The following is a 19,635-nucleotide window of genomic DNA, read 5'->3' as shown; positions in this document are numbered from 1 at the left end:
GTCAGATGACCGATAGGAAAAAAGTTAATAAGGCGTACATTTATCTCGTCTACTTAATTCAACTTTTGGTCTAAACCGCAGGAATAAATGTAAAGGAGAACAATCATGAAACGTTTAGCAGGTTTTGCAGCAATGGCGTTACTTTTATCGGCTGGTGCCATTGCGAACCCTTGGGTCGTTGGGTCTGACGAAGGTCGTGCAGACTTTTATGTCAAGTTCAAAGGTGAAGTGCCTAAGCGTTGTGAAATGATGACTTACGGCAATTTGGACGTCATTAATTTCGACTTGACCAAATCATCTGACACCAAAGAATTTGGCTTTAAAACATGGTGCAACTCATACGGTACTAAAGGCATTGTCCAAGTTGACCCGTTCGGTTTTACCAACAGTAATGAAGATGAAATTCCAATGGAGTACAGCTTCAATGGTGAAACTAAGCTAAAAGACAAAGGGATTGACACTACCGTTGCTCGTATCCATCAAGTTGTTGAAATTAGTAACAACCTAGATAAAACGATGACTGATGAGCACAAGCTTTCAATTACCTCTAAACCTCAAGCTGGTGCGCGTTGGGGTGAATACAGCGGCGCGATGTATGTGACTCTATTCCACATGTAGAAAGGAATGTGCTGAGGGAGGCTCTGCCCATCCCTCAGCCATTATGTTGTATGAAAACACTTCGAATATTATTTCTTATCTTGATTTACATGCCAGCCCAAGTGTTGGCTTTTGAGCTTTTTCCTATGGTGCAATTTCTTTCCGATTCAGGGAAAGAGACGACGGTATTTTTTAAGGTAACCAATACCTCTCTTGCTCCTCTGCCTATCGAAGTGACTGGTGTTAAGCGATTGGTCGAATTCAACAATGAAGAGTCGCTTCTTGAAACCGGTGACTTGATGATCTTTCCACCGCAAGTTCTTATTCAACCGGGGAAATCTCAGACCATTAAAGTGCAATATATTGGTGCACCTAAGGGTGTGGCAGAATCCTATCGCTTGATCGTGAGCCAATTGCCACTCAAAGCGAATGAAGTTGAGAAAGATGCCATACAGATGTTGTTCCGAATCGGAGCGCTTGTATTTGTGTCTCCACAAGATGCGCAAGACCATTATTCTAGCGAAATCATTGTGTCCAATGGCAAGAAGCCGAACCTGAAAATTAGCAATACAGGTTCAAGTGTTATTGAGCTAAACAAACACACTTATTCGGTTGATTGGCAAGGTCAGACTAAGCGTTGGGACTGGGAACAATTAGAACCGGTTCTGCCGATGCAATATCTCGTACCAAATCAGAAAGTTCTGGTGAACGTCGAGTCACTTCTTGTGAACTAACGACCCCCCAGTTTTTATAACGTCACTGATATACACGGAAGGTTACAATGTGGCGCGCATTCGTCGTATCGATCGCTGTCCTTATTTCTGGGGCTGTATGGGGAAGCTCTTACAGCCTCTCTTTGCCCCTAGTATATGAGCAAAATCAGCTTGGCGATCTCCCTGTTGAAATACACGGTATGACTCTAGAACGCGTATCTGTTGATGTGCTTCAAAATTTGCTTGGGCCGCGAGTGAGCCCAGAATGGTGGCAGCAGTTTTTTGGCTCAGAATCATCAACATTCGTTGATGTCGCAACGCTCGCTGAGCGTGGTATAGAAGCCACTCTCAACACTGAATCATTGTTTATTGACGTCCGCCTCTCTGCGCAAATCCTTAGCGAGCAAGATATAAATCTATCGTCTAGTTACCCCGATTTTGTTCCCTCCGAAAGTGGCTCGCTAAGCTGGTTAAATAGTTTTAGTTTTGCCTATAACAATTATTGGCAAGAGAGCGTTGAGACTTGGGACACTTCGCTGGATTGGCTGTCACAAGGCAACATCGGTGGTGCTAATGGTGTTAACTTTCTTTTCGCCAATTACCTCGAAGTGGATAACGAAACAACAAATTTTTCCCGAGGTGAGTGGATTGCTTTTTATGACAAACCTAACCTACCAATGCGCACATCTGTCGGCGATGTGATCAGCGGTGAGTCCGGGCATATTTATGGAATGTTACTGGGCGGTTTTTCTGTTGAGAGTCGATATGCAGACTTGCAGCCGGATCGTGAGACAAGCCCAGAGAGCAGCCAGCAGCTTGTCCTGCTTGAATCTGCCGAAGTGGAAGTTTATGTCAACGGTGAGCGAATTTCTGGTGGGCGATTAGAGCCGGGGCGCTACAACCTTAAGAATCTGATTTTAGATAACGGTGCGAATGATATTACGGTTGTCGTTAACTATGTTTCTGGTAAGCAGGAAGTATTACGCTTTACTCAATTTTATAACGCTAAGCTGTTGAAAAAAGGTCTGATTGATTACTCTTTTTCCGTTGGGCAACCAATCATCTATGACAATCGTCAAGTTGAGTATCAAGACGAATGGGTGGCAACAGGCTATATCGAATATGGTGTTACCGATTGGTTGACGACAGGAGTCAACGGTTTGTATGCCCAAGAAGGGGCAATTTGGGGTGCATTGACGACATTTAAGAGTGCAGTCGGTAATGTCACCGCGCGTTATTCATTCAGCTCTGCAAGTTCAGACGAAGATGGGTGGATAACATCTCTTGACTACGAGAATAGTATTTTTGGCAGTGGCGAAAGCCAGTCGCCGAACTTACGTTTTGCAATTGAAAAATCGGATGACTTTCAAAGTAAGCCTTGGCAAGAGTCTCAAGAGGGTAACTCATATACGCAGTATCTCGCGAATTATTTTTGGCAAATCAATAGTGATTTAGATCTGACCTTAACGGGGCGTGTCACGCAACTTCCGCCGGATGACGATGAGTTGAGAGGTTCTGTGTTGCTCAATTGGCGGCATGGTGGTTTTACCGTAGGGGCTGGTACCGAATACGAAGAATCCGAGCGTTATAACGAACCGGATACGCGGTTCTTGTTTACCTTTGAATACAATTGGTATTCGGATGAGCATGGAAATCGTATAGGTCTCTCTTACAACAGTGAGAATGAACGAAGCCGAGCGTATTTTAGTAATGAAGGTTTGAACTATGTCGGTGATTACGGAGTGAGAATTGAAGCTGAGCGGGATGAGTTTCGTGATACCCAACGAGCTCAACTTAGCTACACCGCAAACCGATTCAGAGCCGAGTCTGAAGTGAGCCGTGATGTGGTGAGAAAAGAAGATTCCGAGCAATACCAAGCTTCAGTACGCTTAGCGACAGCAATTGGTATGGTTGACGGCGACTGGGGGTGGGGGCGTGCAACCAGTGGGCCATTTGTCGTTGCAGAGGTACACTCAACACTGGGGGAAGCGACAGCGAATCTAGATGTAGACTCCCAAGGAAGGCCGACAGCGATAGCAACCCAAAGCATTGATGGTCTGGTCTCTATCTCGCAACCTTATGCTCGTTATTCGATGGATTATAACGTGATGGATTCTCCCGTTGGTTATGACTGGGGGGATGGCAAACTTGAGCTAATGCCTGCGGCAGCTACCGGATATTTGTTGACGATAGGTTCCGATGCGTCATACACCGCGAGTGGTTATTTGAAGCGTCTTAGCGGTGAACCTATCGAGTACCGACAAGGGCGTGTGTTGGTTGATGATGAACAAATTGAGTTTTTCACAAACAAACAAGGGCGTTTCTTCATTCAAGGACTGAGTCCCGGTAAATACTTGGTTCAACTTTACGGTTTGAGCACCCAGCCAATCATTATCACTATTCCGGAATCTGATTCGAGCTTGATTAATTTGGGCGAAATCAAAGTGGTGCTGAGTAATGACAAGTAATCAAGTGCATTGTACTGCTAAGGAAAGGGTGAATAGGATGAACACGATAAGTTGCAGTGATGTCTTAACAATCGCAGGAATGTTGCTTGTGACCGCTTTTACTTCATCAGTGGTGGCAAGTGATATCAATGAAGCTCAGTGTGAGGGTTCGTTTCAAGTGAGTATCAATGATGTGCCGTATAAACTGAAAGTGGCGCAACCTGACACCCTGTGGTTTCAAGGTAAAGTCGAATTAGATAACCGCTTGGTCAACTGTGTAAATGGTATTGCCATCAAACCATCAAATGGTTGGCAGCAGGTTGTTACAGGGCCTCAAGGTAAGGTGAATTCGACAGTTTTGAACGCACAAAGAAAAAGCTTAAATAGAACTCCTCAAGGTGATTTTTTATTACCAAACCGTGGTGGCAAACAGGTCGATTTTTGGGTGCAAGTGCCAGAGGGTAAAATCATGCAGCCTGGGAACTATCGAGCTGATTTTGAACTGTCTCTGTTTGGTAAGCAAGTGGACGCAGTCGTCAAAAATGCCAGCCTTGATTACACCATAAAGCCTTTCGTTCGTGCTAGGATTGAAGCTAAGTCTAGCTCTCGCATTTCCGTATCGGGGGCGAGAATCACCGTGGATATGGGGAACCTGACTAACCAAAATCATAGAGCGTTGGATATAATTGTGATTAGCAATGCATCGGTTAAACTCGAGCTAAATTCATTGAATAACGGCCATCTTGTTAATACAAGGAAACCCACTCACAAGGTCCCTTATACCACTTCGTTGCAAGGGCAGAATATCGACTTAGATAGCCCTATATTTTTAAATACTCGACGTGGTAATCAAACTCGATTCAACATGGCTTTTGAAAACAAAGCCGTACCCGGAGCCACCGCTGGGCAGTATGAAGATGAGATGACGGTAAGTTTGATTGCATACTGACTACGATTGGATGTTGAGTTCATAAGCTAAACCAATAAAACAAAAACGCCGCGATTATCGCGGCGTTTTTTAGTTTATGGAGAGGTTATTGGATATCCAATAGCTCCACGTCGAAAATCAAGACGCTCGCTGGTGGGATTGGGCCTGAGCCACTTTTCCCGTAACCTAGTGTACTTGGCACGAACAGGCGGATTTTTTCGCCAACAACCATGTACTGTAAACCTTCTTGCCAACCCTTGATCACTTGGTTAAGACCAAATGAGATCGGCTCGCCACGATTTACTGAGCTATCGAATACCGTACCGTCGATAAGTGTACCGTGATAGTGTACTTTTACTTTGCTGTTCGCTGTTGGGTGGACTTCACCAGTGCCTTTTTCTAGTACTAAGTACTGTAGGCCACTTTCTGTTGTAATGACGCCTTCGGCTTTGCTGTTTTCTAGCAAGAACGCTTGGCCTTTTGCAAAGTTTTCATCTGCGACTTTATGGTTTGTCCAAGTGCGGTAAATAAAAAAGCCAGCTAGGATGAAAATGATAAGAGGAAACAGAAATTTAGACACAATTGCTCCTTGTCTTATTTTGGTTGTTTTAGCAGATAGTTGATGGTGTCTGCCATTGCTTCAACGGTTTCATGACCACCAGTGATCACTTGGTATTTGCCGTTTACGATAAAGGCAGGTACTGAGTTAATCTGACCACGAGTTGTGATTTCTTCTGCCTTTGTAATGAACTTAAACAGCTCAGCTTGTTGAGCTTCGTCCAATTGGTATGGGCTAATTAAATTACGAGATTCAAATACTTTCTCTACTGCTGCTTGACGCTCATCAGTCGTCGCTTCTGACCCCATTTGGACTGCTGCAAACAATTCTTCCATGAATGCTTTGTCTGGTGTGCCATCTAATTGCATAACCGCTGTGTAGAAGATGATGGCACTGATTTGCGCGCTTTCATTGAACGTCACATGCATTTTTTGCACTTTCTGTTCAGTGAGTGATTCGATTTGAGGAACAAAGGTTTCCATTGTACGGCAGTGACCACAGTTGAGAGAGAAGACTTCCGTCAGTGGGGCTAGGTCATATTCCGTCAATGATGTTGGCAGTACTTCGTATTGTTTACCTTGTTGTGGCTGAGAATTGCCGTTATCACAAGCAGCAAGTGCCGCTACTGCGGCAAAAAGGACAACGCCTTTAGAAATGGTTTTAAACATGGGTGACGCTCTAGATTGTAAAGTTATCGATAGTTTATCGGTTAACGTTATCAACGAAAACCATTAAAACGGCTTGTTACACTAAAGTGAGACAATCGAAGAAAGTTTAGTCAAAACATAGTTATGGCGCGTGGTTTGTTGCCCTAAATCGTGTTAGCGGATGTTAGCTCATAAAATTTGGTCGCAACTTAGTGATGTGCATATGATGGGATAGGCGGTTAAACCTTTGGAAACACCGATAAATTGTCGAGTAAAAGAAAACATTGGCACGATAGGTGCTTGGAAAATAGATTAGAAAAACGAAAGCACTAAAGTTTGGACATTTTGAGCCGACACAGTGAGCAGGAATTCATTCTACGTTGGTAACAGTATGAAGCATTGGTTTTTAGTTGCATGCGGTATGTTAGCCGGATGCACCAGCATGGATCCTAACATGGTCCCAGGGGGGAACATTCTTGATACCGCCCCTCGAACAAATTCAGAGCTAAGACATCCAGAGTGGGGTTACGCACCTACTTCTTATGTTTCTGCACCGAGACAGACTACACAAGCGACGAGTTCGATGGGAAAAAAGCCACAGGGCGTGATGTCACTGGAGATGTTTTTAAATAGGCATCAAATCGCCCACGAAACCATCAGTGGCGAGCATCTTATGATTCGGTTGAAAGAGCAGGTTCATTTCCAAACTGGCTCAGCGAAGCTCTCTTCGCAATCTCAAGATTGGATTCGTAACCTAGGTCATTATTTATCAGGCAGAACGGATGTCGATGTCGTGATTGATGGCCATGCGGACAGTACAGGTGCTGCAAGTTTCAACGACAGTTTGTCAGAAAAGCGAGCTCGTGAAGTCGAGAAGCAATTGTTGGCGACGAGTTTACCGCGCCAGCGCGTGTTTTCTCGTGGCTTTGGAGAATACGTACCACAATGCAGCAACGCGACGTCAACTGGTAAAGCTTGTAACCGTCGAGTAGAACTAATGTTGATTGTGGATCAGTAAACAGAATAATGTTTTCGCATCAAAGAAAAGAGGCACCAATAGGTGCCTCTTCTACATCCGCCAATGTTCTTAGGGGGAACTAGGCAAATTCTTTTTCAATGTATGTCACGATGTCTGAAGATTCGTAAAGCCATTGTGTCTCGCCATCTTTTTCAATACGAAGACACGGTACTTTAACGCGACCGCCACCTTGCTCCAGTGCTTCACGATGTACTGAGTCATTTTTTGCGTCACGCAATTCGATGTTTACTGACTGGCGTTTCATCGCTCGACGAACTTTTACGCAAAAAGGACAGGCTTCAAATTGGTATAGCGCGTAATGTGTGGCTTTTTCGTCAACACTTTTTTGAGCTTCTTCGCTACGTTTAACGCCACGAGGAGAGAATACAGCATTGAGAAGTAAAATGATTTTTCCCAAAATCCAACGGATAAACGTCATAATGATCCCTTGATGTTCAATGGATGAGTGTCCTTTACGAGCATGCAACGAGCTCAATAGTTAAGAAATCGTTGCATGTATGTAGGGCGTAGTCTAGCAGGTGTCGGGTTTTGACAAAACCATGTTTTTTATGAGGAAAAGAGTTGCCTTAACCAACCAAATAATCCATTCGATTTGGCTGGGGTTGCTTCTTTACCAAGGTAGAAGCTCTGCATTAAGTCGGTACGGAAAGCATCGAGATCCATACGTTTAATTACGAGTTCGTGCTGAAGGCTTTCTTGAGTTTGTTCTGCATGATCATGAGCAAGACTAAAATCCATGTTTAAGTAGCCTTGCGTATACAGCCATAAGTGAGTGATGAGTATTAAGTCTTCTGCGGACTGATTAGTAAACTTGTCTGCATGCTCATCGCCTAAGGTATCACTCAGCGCTTTCTGCATATGTTGAGAAGACGTGGAATGCTGCTCGTACAGTGCGCTGGCTTCAATATGAGACTTGGTCAAAAGGCCGAGTAAATGCAGGGCAGGCGCCGTTTCAGGCTTGTTTTCACATACTCTAATGAACAATGGGGCTTGTTCTTTGGTCCAACGTCGTCTCGCGGCTTTATGCTCGTTAACGAAAGGGATGTTTCTGAACCCCATTTCTTGGATCAGTTCATTAAGAGGTGTCATTACTTTGTAATTCCTTCACCGTCACTTCGACGTGTTGTTCGTTTATATCAACGAAAATTGAGGTGCCGGTAATCATAACAGAAAGGCTAGTGCCGCGGTCAAGGTGTTGTGAAATCAAGTCGATAGCGTCGTAATCCAAACTTGCCACATCAACAGGAAGCATGCCAAATTTGCCTGCCATCTTGTCCCACCAAACGGATGCTTTTGTGTTGTAGGTATACACTTTTACACGTTTTGCTAAGCGGGTTGCTTTCTTGATGCGGTCCGGTTCTGGTTCACCAATTTCGATCCAGTGCGTGATGCTCTGATCGTCTTCCACCCGCCACAAATCCGGTTCTTCAGTTGTTGAAAGACCTTTCGTGAACTCTAAATCATCTTTTGCATTAAGACAGAAAGCCAAAATACGCGCGAGCATGCGTTGTGGTTTCTCTGAAGGATGAAGGGCGATGGTTAGGTTCTTAGAGTCGTAGTGGTCGTTGTTCATATCGGAGATTGCGATACGAAACTTGTAAATTGTCGGTTTTAAAGCCATAAGGGGTATCAATAAATTAAGGGCAAAAAAATAGCCAGCTTAGAGCTGGCTACCATATCAAAATCTTAAAGGATTAAACTAGAGTGATTTTCTCAGCTTGTGGACCTTTTTGACCTTGAGTGATTTCGAATTCTACTTTCTGGCCTTCAACAAGAGTACGGAAGCCGTCACCTTGGATTGCAGAGAAGTGAGCGAAAACGTCAGGACCGTTTTCTTGTTGGATGAAGCCGAAGCCTTTAGTTTCGTTGAACCACTTAACTGTACCAGTAGCTTTGTTAGACATGTCTATTTCCTAAATATCTAATTTATGTAAATCTTCGCCTAATACGGCGCTTATAGCGTGGAAAAATAAATTGCTATTGCGTACCACAGGACGGGGGAATTACGAGTAATCCAACGAAATGTGAAAACAAAGAACTTTCTTTCTAGCCGTGAGAGAGTCTAGGTTAAATACAGGCAGAGTCAACATATATTGGTGCTTATAGGGCAAATATTTGTATTTAGTCACTTTTTAACCACTGTATTTTTGATGAAATTTCAAATAAATGACGTTGTTGTGAAGTTTTTGAAGAATAAAATGAATTTAATTCTACAAATTTGACTATTTTCGAAAATTATTGTCCAATCTGGTTCGACCATTGCGGAGGACTTATGGCAACGAAAAAACCGACTCCTCAGCTGAATGAATGTCATCAAGATACCGAATTCGGCCGAGGCGAAATCAAAGATAACGCACTAAAAGCAGTAATAACCAGCCAACTATTCAAAACTCGAGTAGTAAAAGCAAAGAAAGGGAAAGGCAGTTTTAACAGAAAAGCGAAACATAGAGGCAAAGAGCCCTATTCAAAGTTTTCACTACAGTGGATTTTGAATAGGGCTTTTTTCATGGCTGAAGAATCGATGTTGGCTAGCGTTCAATTTTTGGCGAGTAGATAGAGTAAGCGGTGATTTGTCCAGCAACGATGGCCGAGAACATAAACAGGGCAGAAAGACCAATACTTGGTATTGGTAGAATTGATTGTTCAAACACAGATTGACTTGCGCTAACCAACACGCGACTGCCTGGAACCAAAATGATGATGCCTTGGACAATGTAAATGGACCCCGTTAACTCCATCTTTTTCGCTATCCATGTACCGTACAACGTGATCAACACGGTTGTTACCCATGTGCCTACCACCCAACCACTTTCAAATCCAAGGTAGAAAGGTCCCCACATCCCGAGCATAGCAACGGGTAAGCCCAATAGAATATCGATCAGACGGGCATTAAAAATCACACCCAAACAAGCAGAGATTAAAAATAAGCCGCTGATGTGCATCCAAATCGGGATCTCGTTGGTATACGCGATGGACTGGGCTTGCCCCCAAATCGCCTCGCCAATATTGAGACCCATAGTGATGCCGACAAACAGTTTGATCAATGTGAGTGCGCATTGTCCGAGTAAACTCGTTCCGGAAACCAAATCATTAAATGCTAAACATTCAAGTGAGTTGGCGATAGATAGTCCCGGCACAAATAAGACAATAGTCGCGATGCACAATGCCCAAACGGGTATAGGTAAACCTGTGCTGGAAAGATAGGCAACGATGATGCCTGTAAATAGGGCGGCGATGAACTCGACGGCTATTGCTCGTCGAGCCCGACAGACCTGCTGACAGCCCCACACCATAAAACCGAGTAAAAATGCAAAACCAACCGCTTCTAATGTGCTACCAACTAACATTAAATACGCTGGCGGTATGCCCATGTTCGCAAGCGCAATGACCCAAGGCGGATAGCCCGCAGGTTCAGGAACGGGGTCGCTACTCGGTTGGTTGATCCGAATAATGGTGTTCGCTAACAAGCTTAGATTAATAGAGGCAGGTTTTAGGCGCTTAAGAACCACAGCGTTGTTGTCATCGGGAAATTGATAGTTGATCGCAGTCGGTGTCGCTTGGATCATCACATCGACGCCATGCTTTTGAGCATAGTGTTGAGTGTACTTCTCTACCTTGTATGGTGCGCAACCACTGCGGTGCAATGTATCGCCAATTTCGACGATTTTGTTAATTCTATATTGAGAAGGCATAGCGAAAGCGAAAAATTCGGGTCACAAAAAAATTGCGCGTAAGTTAACAAAAACCACAGTTATCGAGCGAATAATCATTACATTTTTTATGTTTTTTTGTGGGCTATGTCAGGTGTTTTCGCTGCTGCATAAAAATTCTAAGCAAACGTTTGAGTTCTACCATACTATTCTCGATATAAAATTCATCACAAAGGCTTATCAATTGGCAGTAACGAATAGCTAAAAAGTATCATTTTTGAGAAAATATGTATTAATTTAGATTCATATCAATAAGGTGTTCTACCAGTTTGATAAGTCTCTGCTATATCTTAGGTTCGATTGAAGTCTTAGACGAGATGAACCTAAGGTTGGCGAAAGTTTGTATGTACCTCATACGTTATAGTTCTTATGGTTGGAAAAGCACAAAGCTGCTCTTTTTAACGCTGGTGATGACGGTGTTGTACAGTGCTGCTTGTTATAGCCATGATTCGCAGCAAGATACACTTGTTGTCGCCAATTCTAAAGCGTGGAAACCTTTTTCTTACCTAACGCCAGATGGTGAACCTCAAGGCATTCTTATCGACTTTTGGAAAGAATTTGCAGCTCGAAATCATCTACACGTAGAATTTCTACTCTTAGACTGGGAAGCATCGTTACAAGCCGTGAAAGAGGGCAAGGCTGATATTCATGCTGGGTTGATTTATTCACGAGAGAGGGATACCTATTTAGACTTTGGCTCGGTGATCATGCCAATTGATACCCAACTGTATATCAACAAGGACATACTGGGCCTTGAAATCAATGCGGTGCTTAAGGGCGACTCGGCAATGGAAGTGGGCATCGTAAAAGGTGGCTACGAAGAGTTCTTTGTACGGCAAAGATACCCGAAAGCAACACTCACCCTTTATGCAAATAATGATGCGATGCTGCGTGCCGCGGCAGAGAAGAAAATTTTCCTATTCGTAGCTGATATGCAAGTCACTAATTTTTACATGGCAACCGTGCCAGGGGGCCTGACATTCGTTCCTGCGTTGCATCTTTATAGTAAAGACTTAAGAATTGCAGCAGGTGTTGGCAGCCCTATGTCCATTGCAAAAATTTCACATGCCTTTGAACGAGTGCTAGAAACGGATAAAGATCGCATCTTAAGCCGCTGGATACATGTGAAAACCGTATACCCCACTTACCTTGTCCCCGTTGCCGTTTTTGCTCTTATCATCGCTGCAATGTTTCATATCTTTTCATTAAAACGAACTGTCGAGTTACGAACTCGGCAGTTAACGCTCGCCAACCAACAATTATTCGAATTGACCCTGACTGATCCTTTGACAAAGCTCTACAACCGCCGTCATTTGATAGAGCAACTTTCTACGCTGAGCGCCATTCGCAGCAACTTGACTGTGATGGTGTTTGATATCGATGACTTTAAGTCGATTAACGACCAGTTTGGTCACCTAGTTGGGGACAAAGCGATCGTCGCGGTTGCGAATACCGCGCAATCCGTTATTGATGAGCGCATGACGCTTGCTCGTATTGGTGGTGAAGAATTCGCTTTGGTGACAGCAGCACTCTCCGCGGAAGAAGCAGAAGTGCTTGCTAGGGAAATTTGTGCTCGGATAAACGATTTTCCCATATTGCTAGATGGAAAAACTATGCACGTTAGTGTCAGCCTAGGATGCGCTTTCTATCCAACATTCGATGCAAAATTAAGTTTACAAGACGCAGATCAACTTATGTATTGCGGTAAGGCCAATGGTAAGAACCGCGCTGTTTTTCAGATCATTAATAGAACTAACGTTGAGCCGTTACTTCGTAAGGTTCAGTAAAACTTTGAACCACCTCTCGCTACCCCCTCCATCTTGCTTGCTATACTGATTTGAACCTACTGTTTTCATTGTTATTTTTTTAGTAAATCATTGTTTTTCTAACATTGAGGTATGTCATGTATAAAGCCTTATTATCTCTACTGTGTGTTACTGCTTCATGTTCTTTGCATGCGGAAAGTGCCTCCGACATTGTTAAAAAGTCAGATCAAGCAATGCGAGGCGACTCGAGCTACAGCGAATCAACAATGGAGATTGTTCGGCCTGATTGGACACGTTCAATGACAATGAAAAGTTGGACTAAAGGAACGGATTTATCGCTCGTATTAGTGACAGCACCGGCCAAGGACAAAGGAAGTGCCTCGTTGAAACGCCAGCGCGAAATGTGGAATTGGGTGCCGAGTATTGAACGCGTCATCAAAATTGCGCCATCTATGTTGAGCCAGTCGTGGATGGGCTCAGACTTCACCAACGATGACTTGATCAACCAGTCTTCCATTGTGGTCGATTATCAGCATCAATTGAAAGGCGAGGATACATTTGATGGCGACAAGGTTTGGGTGATAGATGCGGTTGCTAAGCCCGATGCTCCCGTGGTTTGGAGCAAAGTCACGTTGTGGATATCTCAATCCACCTACCTGCAGCGCAAAGTGGAATTCTACGATGAGTTTGATGAGCGAGTAAACGTCATGACGACTTATGACGTGAAAGAGCTCGGCGGGAGAAAATTAGCAACCAGAATGGAAATGCAGCCGCTTGATAAGCCAGAAAACAAAACCGTACTCATTACTCACCAAGCGCAGTTTGATTTTGATATCGATGACAGTTTTTTCTCTCAGCAACAGATGAAATCGCTGCGCGACTAAGTTTGGGTGAGCGAACGGCTAAAAGAAGAAACGGATAATCAAATATCAACGGAAGGAAGCGAATCAATGCTTGTGAAACTGGCTTGGCGAAACCTCTGGCGACAAAAGCGCAGGACACTACTGACGGCGTCTGCGTTGGCATTGGTGCTGTTTCTTTCGCTTATTACGCGAGCGTTTCAAGAAGGGAGTTACACGTCCAATATCAAAAATGCCGCCAAGTTTTATACCGGGTTGATTCAACTGCAAAACCCCGAGTTTGGTGACTCTTCCAGCATTGATGATGTCTTACCGCAAACCAACACCTTCATTTCAGCGGCGAAAAACAATCCCAATATTGATGTGGTATTGCCTCGGGTAGAGTCTTTTGCTTTAGCCGCAAAAGACGAACGCTCAAAAGGCGTGATGGTACTAGGCGTTGAGTCTGAAGCTGAAGACCGGTACTCCAATATCAGCGACAAGTTGATTGAGGGAAGCTACATCCAATCGGGGCAAAAATCAGTGCTAGTTGGTGGTGGTTTAGCGAATTATTTACAACTCAAGGTTGGCGATGAATTAGTACTTTACGGTGCCGGTTATCGAGGACAGACCGCGGCAGGTTTGTATCAAATCTCGGGCATTCTTCATTTTCCTTTGCAGCAGCTTGATTCTCAGTTGGTGTACATGCCGCTCGATACTGCGCAAAACCTGTATTCATTGGATGACCAAGTCACCGCATGGGTTTTAAATACTGAGAGTCTAAGAGATCTACCTGATACTGTTGAACAGCTTAAAGCCGAGTATGGCGATAACGTAGCCGTGAAAGATTGGAAAGAGCTGTCGCCTGAAATGGCACAGCAAATCGCCTTGGATAAAGCGGGCGGCATTTTCTTGATTTACATTCTCTACGGTATTGTTGGTTTTGGCTTGTTCGCGACAATCTTGATGACGACATTGGAACGCCAGCGCGAGTTCGCCGTCATGCTGGCAACCGGAATGTTGCGCTCCAAGCTCGTCCTTCTGCTCACGATAGAGTCTCTGTTTATGTCCGTCATTGGCATCCTTATTGGGCTTATCGTGAGTGCCCCTGTGTTGGGGTATTTCTACTTTAATCCAATCGAAATTACCGGCGATGCTGCCAAGCTCATGCGCGAAAGTGGTTTTGAACCTATTGTGCCCGTTTCGCTCGCCCCATACTTACTGCTCAATCAAATCGCCGTCGTGCTGTTCATTCTTTTGTTATGTCTGCTTTACCCAATGGCTCGCATGTTTCGAATGCCCATTGCGGCAGGGCTAAAAGGAGGTGCTCATGCTGGTTAAGTTGGCTTGGCGTAACTTGTGGCGCAACAAGTTGAGAACCTCAATTATGCTCGGAGCCATGGTATTTGGCCTGATGGGCGTGGTTGCCATGATGGGGTTCATGAATGGCTTGGTCGATAGCATGATCAAGAACGCCATCTCTTGGCAAACCAGTCATTTGAAGATCCAGCAAAAGTCCTATTTGGTCAATCCTGAGCTTAAAGATGTAATTCCCGATGCGGATAAGATAACCAAAGTGTTGGCGAGTAACCGAGAAGTGAAAGCCATCTCTGAGCGATTTCTAGCAGATGGCATGATAGCGTCGGCGCGCAGTACACGTGGTATTCGCATCAACGGCGTTAATATCGAGCAAGAGCAAAACATCACGCCACTCTCGAAACATATTGTCGACGGGGAATGGCTGAGTGAAGAAGGTAGAAATCCGATTTTGGTTTCGAGCAAGATAGCCGAACGATTGAAGCTACGCGTTGGCTCCAAAGTGGTACTTACTCTGTCTGATGTGAACGGGGAGGTTGCAGGGGCGGCGTTTCGTGTTCGAGGTATATTCAAAACACCATCGACAGGGTTTGATGACGGGAATGTTTACGTCCGAAAAGCGGATCTTGAAAAGGTAGCGGGGCTGAGTGGCACGCACGAAATCGCGATACTCCTTACTTCTAATGACGATGCTGAGCTCAAGCAGTTACTGGCGTTCACTCATTCTATTTTGCCGCCGGAGAGTAAAGACTTGCTCAGTGTGAGACCTTGGCAGGAGATCCAACCTTTGCTCTCTACCATGATGAGCACGATGGATGTTTCCAACCAAGTGATGTTGGTGGTGTTTGTGCTGGCGATGACCCTCGGCATCGTCAATATCATGCTGATGTCGGTGTTTGAACGCACACGAGAGTTCGGTGTGTTAATGGCTGTCGGGATGCAAAAACACAAGATACGCTTGTTGATTGTTTTCGAAACCTTGTTCCTCGGATTAAGCGGTTGTGCGCTTGGGTTACTCGGGAGTGCAATTATGCTTAAGGTGCTAAGTGTTACCGGATTGTCGCTGGCTGGCATGGCGGAAGGGCTAGGGGCTTATGGCGTGGATACCTTGCTTTATCCACGGGTATCAATAGCGGAATATCAAATGATCATTGTCGCGATTTTTGTTGCCAGCCTTATCGCAGCCCTGTATCCCGCACGACAAATTTTGAAGCATCGACCTGTGGATACCATGGCGGAGAAAAGCTAATGACCATCAAACTAGAAAACCTAACTAAGATTTACAACGCCGATGGTGATTACCCTGTGCACGCAGTGCAGTCGGTAGACTTAGAGATTAAGCAGGGTGAATTTGTTGCGATCATGGGGCCATCTGGTTCGGGTAAAACGACGTTACTGAACATGATTGGCGGTATTGATGCCCCAAGCTCTGGCAAAGTGGAAATCGACGGTTGCATGATTTCATCGATGTCAGAAAAAGAACTGATTGCCTATCGGCGCGATAATATAGGCTTCATCTTCCAAGACTACAGTTTGTTACCTGTGTTAACCGCGCTTGAGAATGTGGAATTCGTCATGCACCTGCAAGGTAAAACTGAGCGAGAGTGTCGTGAACGTGCGACGTCCTTGCTTGAACAAGTAGGGTTAGCGGAACAGATGAATAAGGTGCCAGGTAAAATGTCCGGCGGGCAGCAGCAGCGTGTTGCGGTTGCTCGTGCTTTAGCGCCGAAGCCTCGTTTTGTCATGGCGGACGAACCTACTGCCAATCTAGACGCCCAAAGCACCGCTGAGCTGCTCGACATTATGGAGCAGCTTAGCGAACAAGAGGGAACGACGTTTATCTTCTCGACCCACGATCCGCGTGTGATAAAACGTGCTCACCGGATTATCGTGTTTGAAGACGGTCGTTTAGCGCGTGATTTCAGCAATATTGATAATCGCGCAGAGAGGTCGCATGCATAGAGCTGTTTCCTATTTGTCTGCGACTTGCACCAAAACTCTCCGATTACATACTTGCTTGCCCTGCACAAAAGTAAATGCAGTGTTTATTAAGGCGTTAAGTCTTTCATTGCTCAGTCTTCAGGCTGGTTCTGCCTTGTCTGCTGTTCCCGGATTAGAGCCTCAAAAGTCATGGGATTTGGATGGTTACATCAAATACATGGCAACCTACAGTATTCCTGATGGAACGGATAATACGTTCGATAACCTGATACACAATCGACTTAACTTTGAATACCGTTTTTCCTCTAGTTGGCGTGTGAATGTTGGGCTACGAAATCGAGCACTTTGGGGCGATTCTACCGACTTTCCTGGCTATGCCGATTTGGTTGCGTTGGATTCTGGTTACATGGATTTGAGCAAAAACTGGCATGAAGATGATGTGGTCATTAACAGTCAGCTTGATCGTCTATATCTCACTTGGCAGCAAAATGACTGGGGAGCGCAACTAGGGCGCTTTCGTATCAATTGGTCGATGAATACGATATGGAATCCAAACGATATCTACAATGCGTATTCGATTTACGATTTTGACTATGAAGAGCGGGCAGGCACGGATGCGGTCATGCTGAGCAGAAAGCTGAGCTTTGCCGACGGCGTAGATTTGGTGTTTTCACCAGCTCGTCAGTCAGGGCAAGACAGTGCCTCACTGCGTTATTTCGCCAATCAATCGGGATGGGATTATCAGTTTATTGCAGGGCGAGCTCGGATGGATTACTTACTCGGTGCTGGTTTTGCAACGGATGTGTTTGATGCGGGTTTTCGTGGAGAGCTCACATGGTTTGACCCCATTGATCCAGAATTTGAGGGTGAACCGACCAAAAAGACCACAGTTGCCAGTATTGAATCGGATTACAGCTTTGGCGGCAAACGCAGCTGGATGGGGCGTGCAGCGTGGTTATTTATCTCTGAGCCGCAAGATGCATCAAGCGCATTGGCGTATTTGAACCTTCCTCTCGATGCAAAAACGTTGAGCTTTACACGAAATACATGGTATGCCGATGTGAGCTTTGACTTAACGCCTCTAAACCGCGTCACTCTCTCAACCAGTTACTACGACGATCATTCCTATTTCCTTGGGATATCGAGTAACTACTCCCTCGCTAATGACTGGCAATTGTTCACGGTAATCCAAAGCTTTAACGGTAGCAGTGGCAGTTTGTTTGGCGAAGTACCTGCGACTTTGTTGTTTGCTAATATTAAATACAGTTTTTAAATATATGTTTTAAAAGTGAATTTATTTAGCAGTTAGTAAGTGAAACTCTTCTATCAACTCTGATGTAAATACGATACTGAATGCTGCTCCATAAATGCCAACCCGCTCACGCTTTGACAGTTGAGTGCAGGGTTGATATGAAATTAAATGCAATTTCTTGGTAAAGCTAAAAAGCCTTGTCTACACTCAACGTAAAACGAATGTTATTCGTTGGGTGGCATATTAATTGAGCCACGGAGAAAAGTAGCCAAAGAGCTACACCAGTAAAGTTGGCTGATAAGGACGGGGAAATGAACAACGAGTGTTTTGCTAGGTCCCGAGGTGTCACGGATGAGATGCCAATGAAAGAAACGCTTTCTGCAGGTAAAGATCCTTATGCACATTACCTAAAAGACATCGTGGGGATTGATTTACTCTCTCGAGAAGATGAACTGCATTATGCCAAACTCAATCGAGCGGGGGATAAAGAAGCGCGCGAGGTGATGATCGAATCTAATTTGCGTTTAGTGGTGAAGATTGCCAAAAGCTACTTAAAACGTACTGGCAACAACTTCACGCTGCTTGATTTGATTGAAGAGGGCAACATTGGCTTGATCAAAGCCATCGACAAGTATGATCCTGAGCCGGGTTATCGCTTTTCAACTTACGCAGTGTGGTGGATTCGCGAAAACATTGAAGCGGCATTAATGAACAACGGTCGCACGGTACGTTTACCTGCTCACGTTTGTAAAGAGATAAATAGCCTTGCGTCGAAAAAGCATGATGCGAGCAAAACCATGAGCAAAGACATCTCGATTTCAGAGTTGTCCTATTGTTCAGGCGTAAAGGTAGAGCGTGTTGATGAGTTAGTTGCGTTGAGTGGTTTTATCGATGTTTCAACGACTGTCGACCTTAATCATGCGCCATTTGTGCTCGAACAGTGCGAAAGTGAATACACAACAGATCCACAGCAAGATTGCGAAGACTATTGCTTTACTCAAGCACTGGAACACGTCGTTAACACATTGCCTGTAAAGTTACAGCAAGTGCTTATTCATCGTTTTGGCTTGTTTGAACATAACGTGAAAACATTAGCTGAAGTCGGGGACTTACTGAATGTCTCTAACGAACGCGTGAGACAAATGCAGAAAGAGGCGGTAGAGCGAATACAAAAACGTCTTCAGTTTGATGGATGGGTTTAATACCAATCGTAGCAAATAAGTGATCAATCTAGCTGGTTAAAACGCTCGATAACGTCGTTTAAAATTTTAATTGTAGAATCACTACTTATCGAAAATTTTAGCCTTGTTCTCAAGCGTTTTTCCTGCGCTAACTTTGATAACCTACTTACTGTGATTGGTATAAACACCGATAAATAGCTTCTAAAAAGCCAGCGTCGTTGCTGGCTTTTTTCTATCTGCGTGTTGCTCAGTTGGTCTTTGCTTGTTCTTCGGCAAAAAGCAGTAACTCAAGTTGTGTTTTCGCGGAGGGTTCGAGTGTCCAGATACTCAACACGCGGTTAAGAGCAGCTCGATACACTCTGCTCTTGAGTAAGAAAGCGAGGGTGCTCGTGTAGTTGTTCACCACTTGAGTTTGTGTTGCCACTAGCTCCGCTTTGTTTGCGATGTCGATTTGCTCGAGATTGAAATCAGGCAAAAATGCACACTCGTACCACACCTCGACAATCTCGCGGATTTCGAGTTCTTCTTCAGGCACATCAAAGTCCTGTAATGTGTGGTTTTCCGGTATCGCTGATAAATAAACCACATCCAATTTGTCAGCAACAAATGTATACATCTGAATCCTAAATACCTCTAAATCTCGGTCGAATCATCTCTCTGGTTTATATCTTTGTCAATTGTATCTGTCTGATTAAAGAG

At 44.5% G+C, this 19,635-nt stretch carries 21 protein-coding genes; 13 read left to right on the top strand and 8 right to left on the bottom strand.

What is annotated here, in order from left to right; genetic code table 11:
• Window positions 1-105 precede the first annotated feature (105 nt).
• The 4 genes from VJL_RS23950 to VJL_RS23935 are packed head-to-tail and all read left to right on the top strand — an operon-like array spanning window position 106 to window position 4,706.
• The gene (locus tag VJL_RS23950; protein WP_038881817.1) at window positions 106-618 is read left to right on the top strand and encodes a hypothetical protein; all 513 of its coding nucleotides are present in this window, start codon (window positions 106-108) and stop codon (window positions 616-618) included.
• A gap of 50 nt (window positions 619-668) precedes the next feature.
• Complete coding sequence (locus VJL_RS23945) at window positions 669-1,331, top strand: fimbrial biogenesis chaperone (protein WP_038881816.1); 663 nt, start codon at window positions 669-671, stop codon at window positions 1,329-1,331.
• A 47-nt stretch (window positions 1,332-1,378) separates the two neighbouring features.
• Window positions 1,379-3,778: a fimbria/pilus outer membrane usher protein gene (locus VJL_RS23940; protein ID WP_038881815.1), complete on the top strand. Its 2,400-nt coding sequence runs from the start codon at window positions 1,379-1,381 to the stop codon at window positions 3,776-3,778.
• Window positions 3,768-4,706 (top strand): hypothetical protein, encoded by a 939-nt coding sequence (locus tag VJL_RS23935; RefSeq protein WP_227741162.1) that lies wholly within the window; start codon window positions 3,768-3,770, stop codon window positions 4,704-4,706. Before VJL_RS23940 ends, VJL_RS23935 begins: the two co-directional genes overlap by 11 nt.
• 85 nt (window positions 4,707-4,791) lie before the next feature.
• Here VJL_RS23935 and bamJ read toward each other — a convergent pair whose 3' ends face one another.
• Window positions 4,792-5,265, bottom strand: a complete 474-nt coding sequence (gene bamJ, locus VJL_RS23930) for a BamJ family beta-barrel-assembly machinery protein (RefSeq protein ID WP_038881814.1) — start codon at window positions 5,263-5,265, stop codon at window positions 4,792-4,794.
• Between the two features lie 14 nt (window positions 5,266-5,279).
• A complete protein-coding gene (locus VJL_RS23925) occupies window positions 5,280-5,912 on the bottom strand; it encodes a thiol:disulfide interchange protein DsbA/DsbL (protein WP_038881813.1) in 633 nt (210 codons plus the stop codon).
• 370 nt (window positions 5,913-6,282) lie between these two features.
• Between VJL_RS23925 and VJL_RS23920 the strand changes: the two genes are divergently transcribed.
• On the top strand, window positions 6,283-6,909 hold the full coding sequence (locus VJL_RS23920; RefSeq protein ID WP_038881812.1) for an OmpA family protein: 627 nt from the start codon (window positions 6,283-6,285) through the stop codon (window positions 6,907-6,909).
• Between the two features lie 79 nt (window positions 6,910-6,988).
• Here the strand turns inward: VJL_RS23920 and VJL_RS23915 are convergent, their stop codons facing one another.
• The 4 genes from VJL_RS23915 to VJL_RS23900 all read right to left on the bottom strand — a co-directional run bounded on the left by VJL_RS23915 (window position 6,989) and on the right by VJL_RS23900 (window position 8,834).
• Entirely contained in the window at window positions 6,989-7,348 is a 360-nt protein-coding gene (locus VJL_RS23915) for a glutaredoxin family protein (RefSeq protein WP_038867434.1), read from the bottom strand.
• 128 nt (window positions 7,349-7,476) lie between these two features.
• Complete coding sequence (locus VJL_RS23910; RefSeq protein WP_038881811.1) at window positions 7,477-8,019, bottom strand: hypothetical protein; 543 nt, start codon at window positions 8,017-8,019, stop codon at window positions 7,477-7,479.
• Window positions 8,006-8,551, bottom strand: coding sequence for a YaeQ family protein (locus VJL_RS23905; protein ID WP_038881810.1), 546 nt, complete (start codon window positions 8,549-8,551; stop codon window positions 8,006-8,008). Before VJL_RS23905 ends, VJL_RS23910 begins: the two co-directional genes overlap by 14 nt.
• Before the next feature lie 73 nt (window positions 8,552-8,624).
• Window positions 8,625-8,834: a cold-shock protein gene (locus VJL_RS23900; RefSeq protein ID WP_005433440.1), complete on the bottom strand. Its 210-nt coding sequence runs from the start codon at window positions 8,832-8,834 to the stop codon at window positions 8,625-8,627.
• A gap of 368 nt (window positions 8,835-9,202) precedes the next feature.
• On the opposite strand from VJL_RS23900, the gene VJL_RS23895 reads away from it, so the two are divergent.
• Complete coding sequence (locus VJL_RS23895) at window positions 9,203-9,487, top strand: alternative ribosome-rescue factor A (protein WP_038881808.1); 285 nt, start codon at window positions 9,203-9,205, stop codon at window positions 9,485-9,487.
• On the opposite strand, the gene VJL_RS23890 is transcribed toward VJL_RS23895, so the two are convergent.
• Window positions 9,459-10,622, bottom strand: a complete 1,164-nt coding sequence (locus VJL_RS23890) for a threonine/serine exporter family protein (protein WP_038867439.1) — start codon at window positions 10,620-10,622, stop codon at window positions 9,459-9,461. The genes VJL_RS23895 and VJL_RS23890 overlap by 29 nt on opposite strands.
• Window positions 10,623-10,984: 362 nt before the next feature.
• On the opposite strand from VJL_RS23890, the gene VJL_RS23885 reads away from it, so the two are divergent.
• The 7 genes from VJL_RS23885 (at window position 10,985) to VJL_RS23855 (ending at window position 18,957) form a co-directional block, all read left to right on the top strand.
• Window positions 10,985-12,427: a transporter substrate-binding domain-containing diguanylate cyclase gene (locus VJL_RS23885; protein ID WP_038881806.1), complete on the top strand. Its 1,443-nt coding sequence runs from the start codon at window positions 10,985-10,987 to the stop codon at window positions 12,425-12,427.
• A 116-nt stretch (window positions 12,428-12,543) separates the two neighbouring features.
• Complete coding sequence (locus VJL_RS23880) at window positions 12,544-13,290, top strand: outer membrane lipoprotein-sorting protein (protein WP_038881805.1); 747 nt, start codon at window positions 12,544-12,546, stop codon at window positions 13,288-13,290.
• Between the two features lie 66 nt (window positions 13,291-13,356).
• Complete coding sequence (locus VJL_RS23875; RefSeq protein ID WP_038881803.1) at window positions 13,357-14,586, top strand: ABC transporter permease; 1,230 nt, start codon at window positions 13,357-13,359, stop codon at window positions 14,584-14,586.
• Window positions 14,576-15,811 carry an ABC transporter permease gene (locus VJL_RS23870; RefSeq protein ID WP_038881802.1) on the top strand — a complete coding sequence of 412 codons (1,236 nt, stop codon included), beginning with the start codon at window positions 14,576-14,578 and terminating at the stop codon, window positions 15,809-15,811. The genes VJL_RS23875 and VJL_RS23870 overlap by 11 nt, the downstream gene beginning before the upstream one ends.
• Complete coding sequence (locus VJL_RS23865; RefSeq protein WP_038881801.1) at window positions 15,811-16,524, top strand: ABC transporter ATP-binding protein; 714 nt, start codon at window positions 15,811-15,813, stop codon at window positions 16,522-16,524. Before VJL_RS23870 ends, VJL_RS23865 begins: the two co-directional genes overlap by 1 nt.
• A complete protein-coding gene (locus tag VJL_RS23860; RefSeq protein ID WP_038881800.1) occupies window positions 16,517-17,776 on the top strand; it encodes a hypothetical protein in 1,260 nt (419 codons plus the stop codon). The genes VJL_RS23865 and VJL_RS23860 overlap by 8 nt, the downstream gene beginning before the upstream one ends.
• Before the next feature lie 290 nt (window positions 17,777-18,066).
• The gene (locus VJL_RS23855; RefSeq protein WP_038881799.1) at window positions 18,067-18,957 is read left to right on the top strand and encodes a sigma-70 family RNA polymerase sigma factor; all 891 of its coding nucleotides are present in this window, start codon (window positions 18,067-18,069) and stop codon (window positions 18,955-18,957) included.
• Between the two features lie 226 nt (window positions 18,958-19,183).
• Here the strand turns inward: VJL_RS23855 and VJL_RS23850 are convergent, their stop codons facing one another.
• Window positions 19,184-19,552, bottom strand: coding sequence for a hypothetical protein (locus VJL_RS23850; RefSeq protein WP_038881798.1), 369 nt, complete (start codon window positions 19,550-19,552; stop codon window positions 19,184-19,186).
• Window positions 19,553-19,635: the final 83 nt, after the last annotated feature.

The organism is Vibrio jasicida CAIM 1864 = LMG 25398 (assembly GCF_000400365.1).
In the GTDB taxonomy this organism is placed as follows: Bacteria; Pseudomonadota; Gammaproteobacteria; order Enterobacterales; family Vibrionaceae; genus Vibrio; species Vibrio jasicida.
The sequence above is the reverse complement of the archived record's forward strand: the minus strand, read 5'-3'. Positions and strand labels throughout refer to the sequence as shown.

Excerpts from the sequence above, each read along its gene's own strand:
- VJL_RS23925 (WP_038881813.1), bottom strand. The coding sequence starts at position 5,912 with ATGTTTAAAACCATTTCTAAAGGCGTTGTCCTTTTTGCCGCAGTAGCG.
- VJL_RS23950 (WP_038881817.1), top strand. The coding sequence starts at position 106 with ATGAAACGTTTAGCAGGTTTTGCAGCAATGGCGTTACTTTTATCGGCT.
- VJL_RS23890 (WP_038867439.1), bottom strand. The coding sequence starts at position 10,622 with ATGCCTTCTCAATATAGAATTAACAAAATCGTCGAAATTGGCGATACA.
- VJL_RS23935 (WP_227741162.1), top strand. The coding sequence starts at position 3,768 with ATGACAAGTAATCAAGTGCATTGTACTGCTAAGGAAAGGGTGAATAGG.
- VJL_RS23900 (WP_005433440.1), bottom strand. The coding sequence starts at position 8,834 with ATGTCTAACAAAGCTACTGGTACAGTTAAGTGGTTCAACGAAACTAAA.
- VJL_RS23945 (WP_038881816.1), top strand. The coding sequence starts at position 669 with ATGAAAACACTTCGAATATTATTTCTTATCTTGATTTACATGCCAGCC.
- VJL_RS23855 (WP_038881799.1), top strand. The coding sequence starts at position 18,067 with ATGAACAACGAGTGTTTTGCTAGGTCCCGAGGTGTCACGGATGAGATG.
- VJL_RS23880 (WP_038881805.1), top strand. The coding sequence starts at position 12,544 with ATGTATAAAGCCTTATTATCTCTACTGTGTGTTACTGCTTCATGTTCT.
- VJL_RS23885 (WP_038881806.1), top strand. The coding sequence starts at position 10,985 with ATGTACCTCATACGTTATAGTTCTTATGGTTGGAAAAGCACAAAGCTG.
- VJL_RS23870 (WP_038881802.1), top strand. The coding sequence starts at position 14,576 with ATGCTGGTTAAGTTGGCTTGGCGTAACTTGTGGCGCAACAAGTTGAGA.
- VJL_RS23860 (WP_038881800.1), top strand. The coding sequence starts at position 16,517 with ATGCATAGAGCTGTTTCCTATTTGTCTGCGACTTGCACCAAAACTCTC.
- VJL_RS23920 (WP_038881812.1), top strand. The coding sequence starts at position 6,283 with ATGAAGCATTGGTTTTTAGTTGCATGCGGTATGTTAGCCGGATGCACC.
- VJL_RS23875 (WP_038881803.1), top strand. The coding sequence starts at position 13,357 with ATGCTTGTGAAACTGGCTTGGCGAAACCTCTGGCGACAAAAGCGCAGG.
- VJL_RS23895 (WP_038881808.1), top strand. The coding sequence starts at position 9,203 with ATGGCAACGAAAAAACCGACTCCTCAGCTGAATGAATGTCATCAAGAT.
- VJL_RS23910 (WP_038881811.1), bottom strand. The coding sequence starts at position 8,019 with ATGACACCTCTTAATGAACTGATCCAAGAAATGGGGTTCAGAAACATC.
- VJL_RS23915 (WP_038867434.1), bottom strand. The coding sequence starts at position 7,348 with ATGACGTTTATCCGTTGGATTTTGGGAAAAATCATTTTACTTCTCAAT.
- VJL_RS23940 (WP_038881815.1), top strand. The coding sequence starts at position 1,379 with ATGTGGCGCGCATTCGTCGTATCGATCGCTGTCCTTATTTCTGGGGCT.
- VJL_RS23905 (WP_038881810.1), bottom strand. The coding sequence starts at position 8,551 with ATGGCTTTAAAACCGACAATTTACAAGTTTCGTATCGCAATCTCCGAT.
- VJL_RS23865 (WP_038881801.1), top strand. The coding sequence starts at position 15,811 with ATGACCATCAAACTAGAAAACCTAACTAAGATTTACAACGCCGATGGT.
- VJL_RS23850 (WP_038881798.1), bottom strand. The coding sequence starts at position 19,552 with ATGTATACATTTGTTGCTGACAAATTGGATGTGGTTTATTTATCAGCG.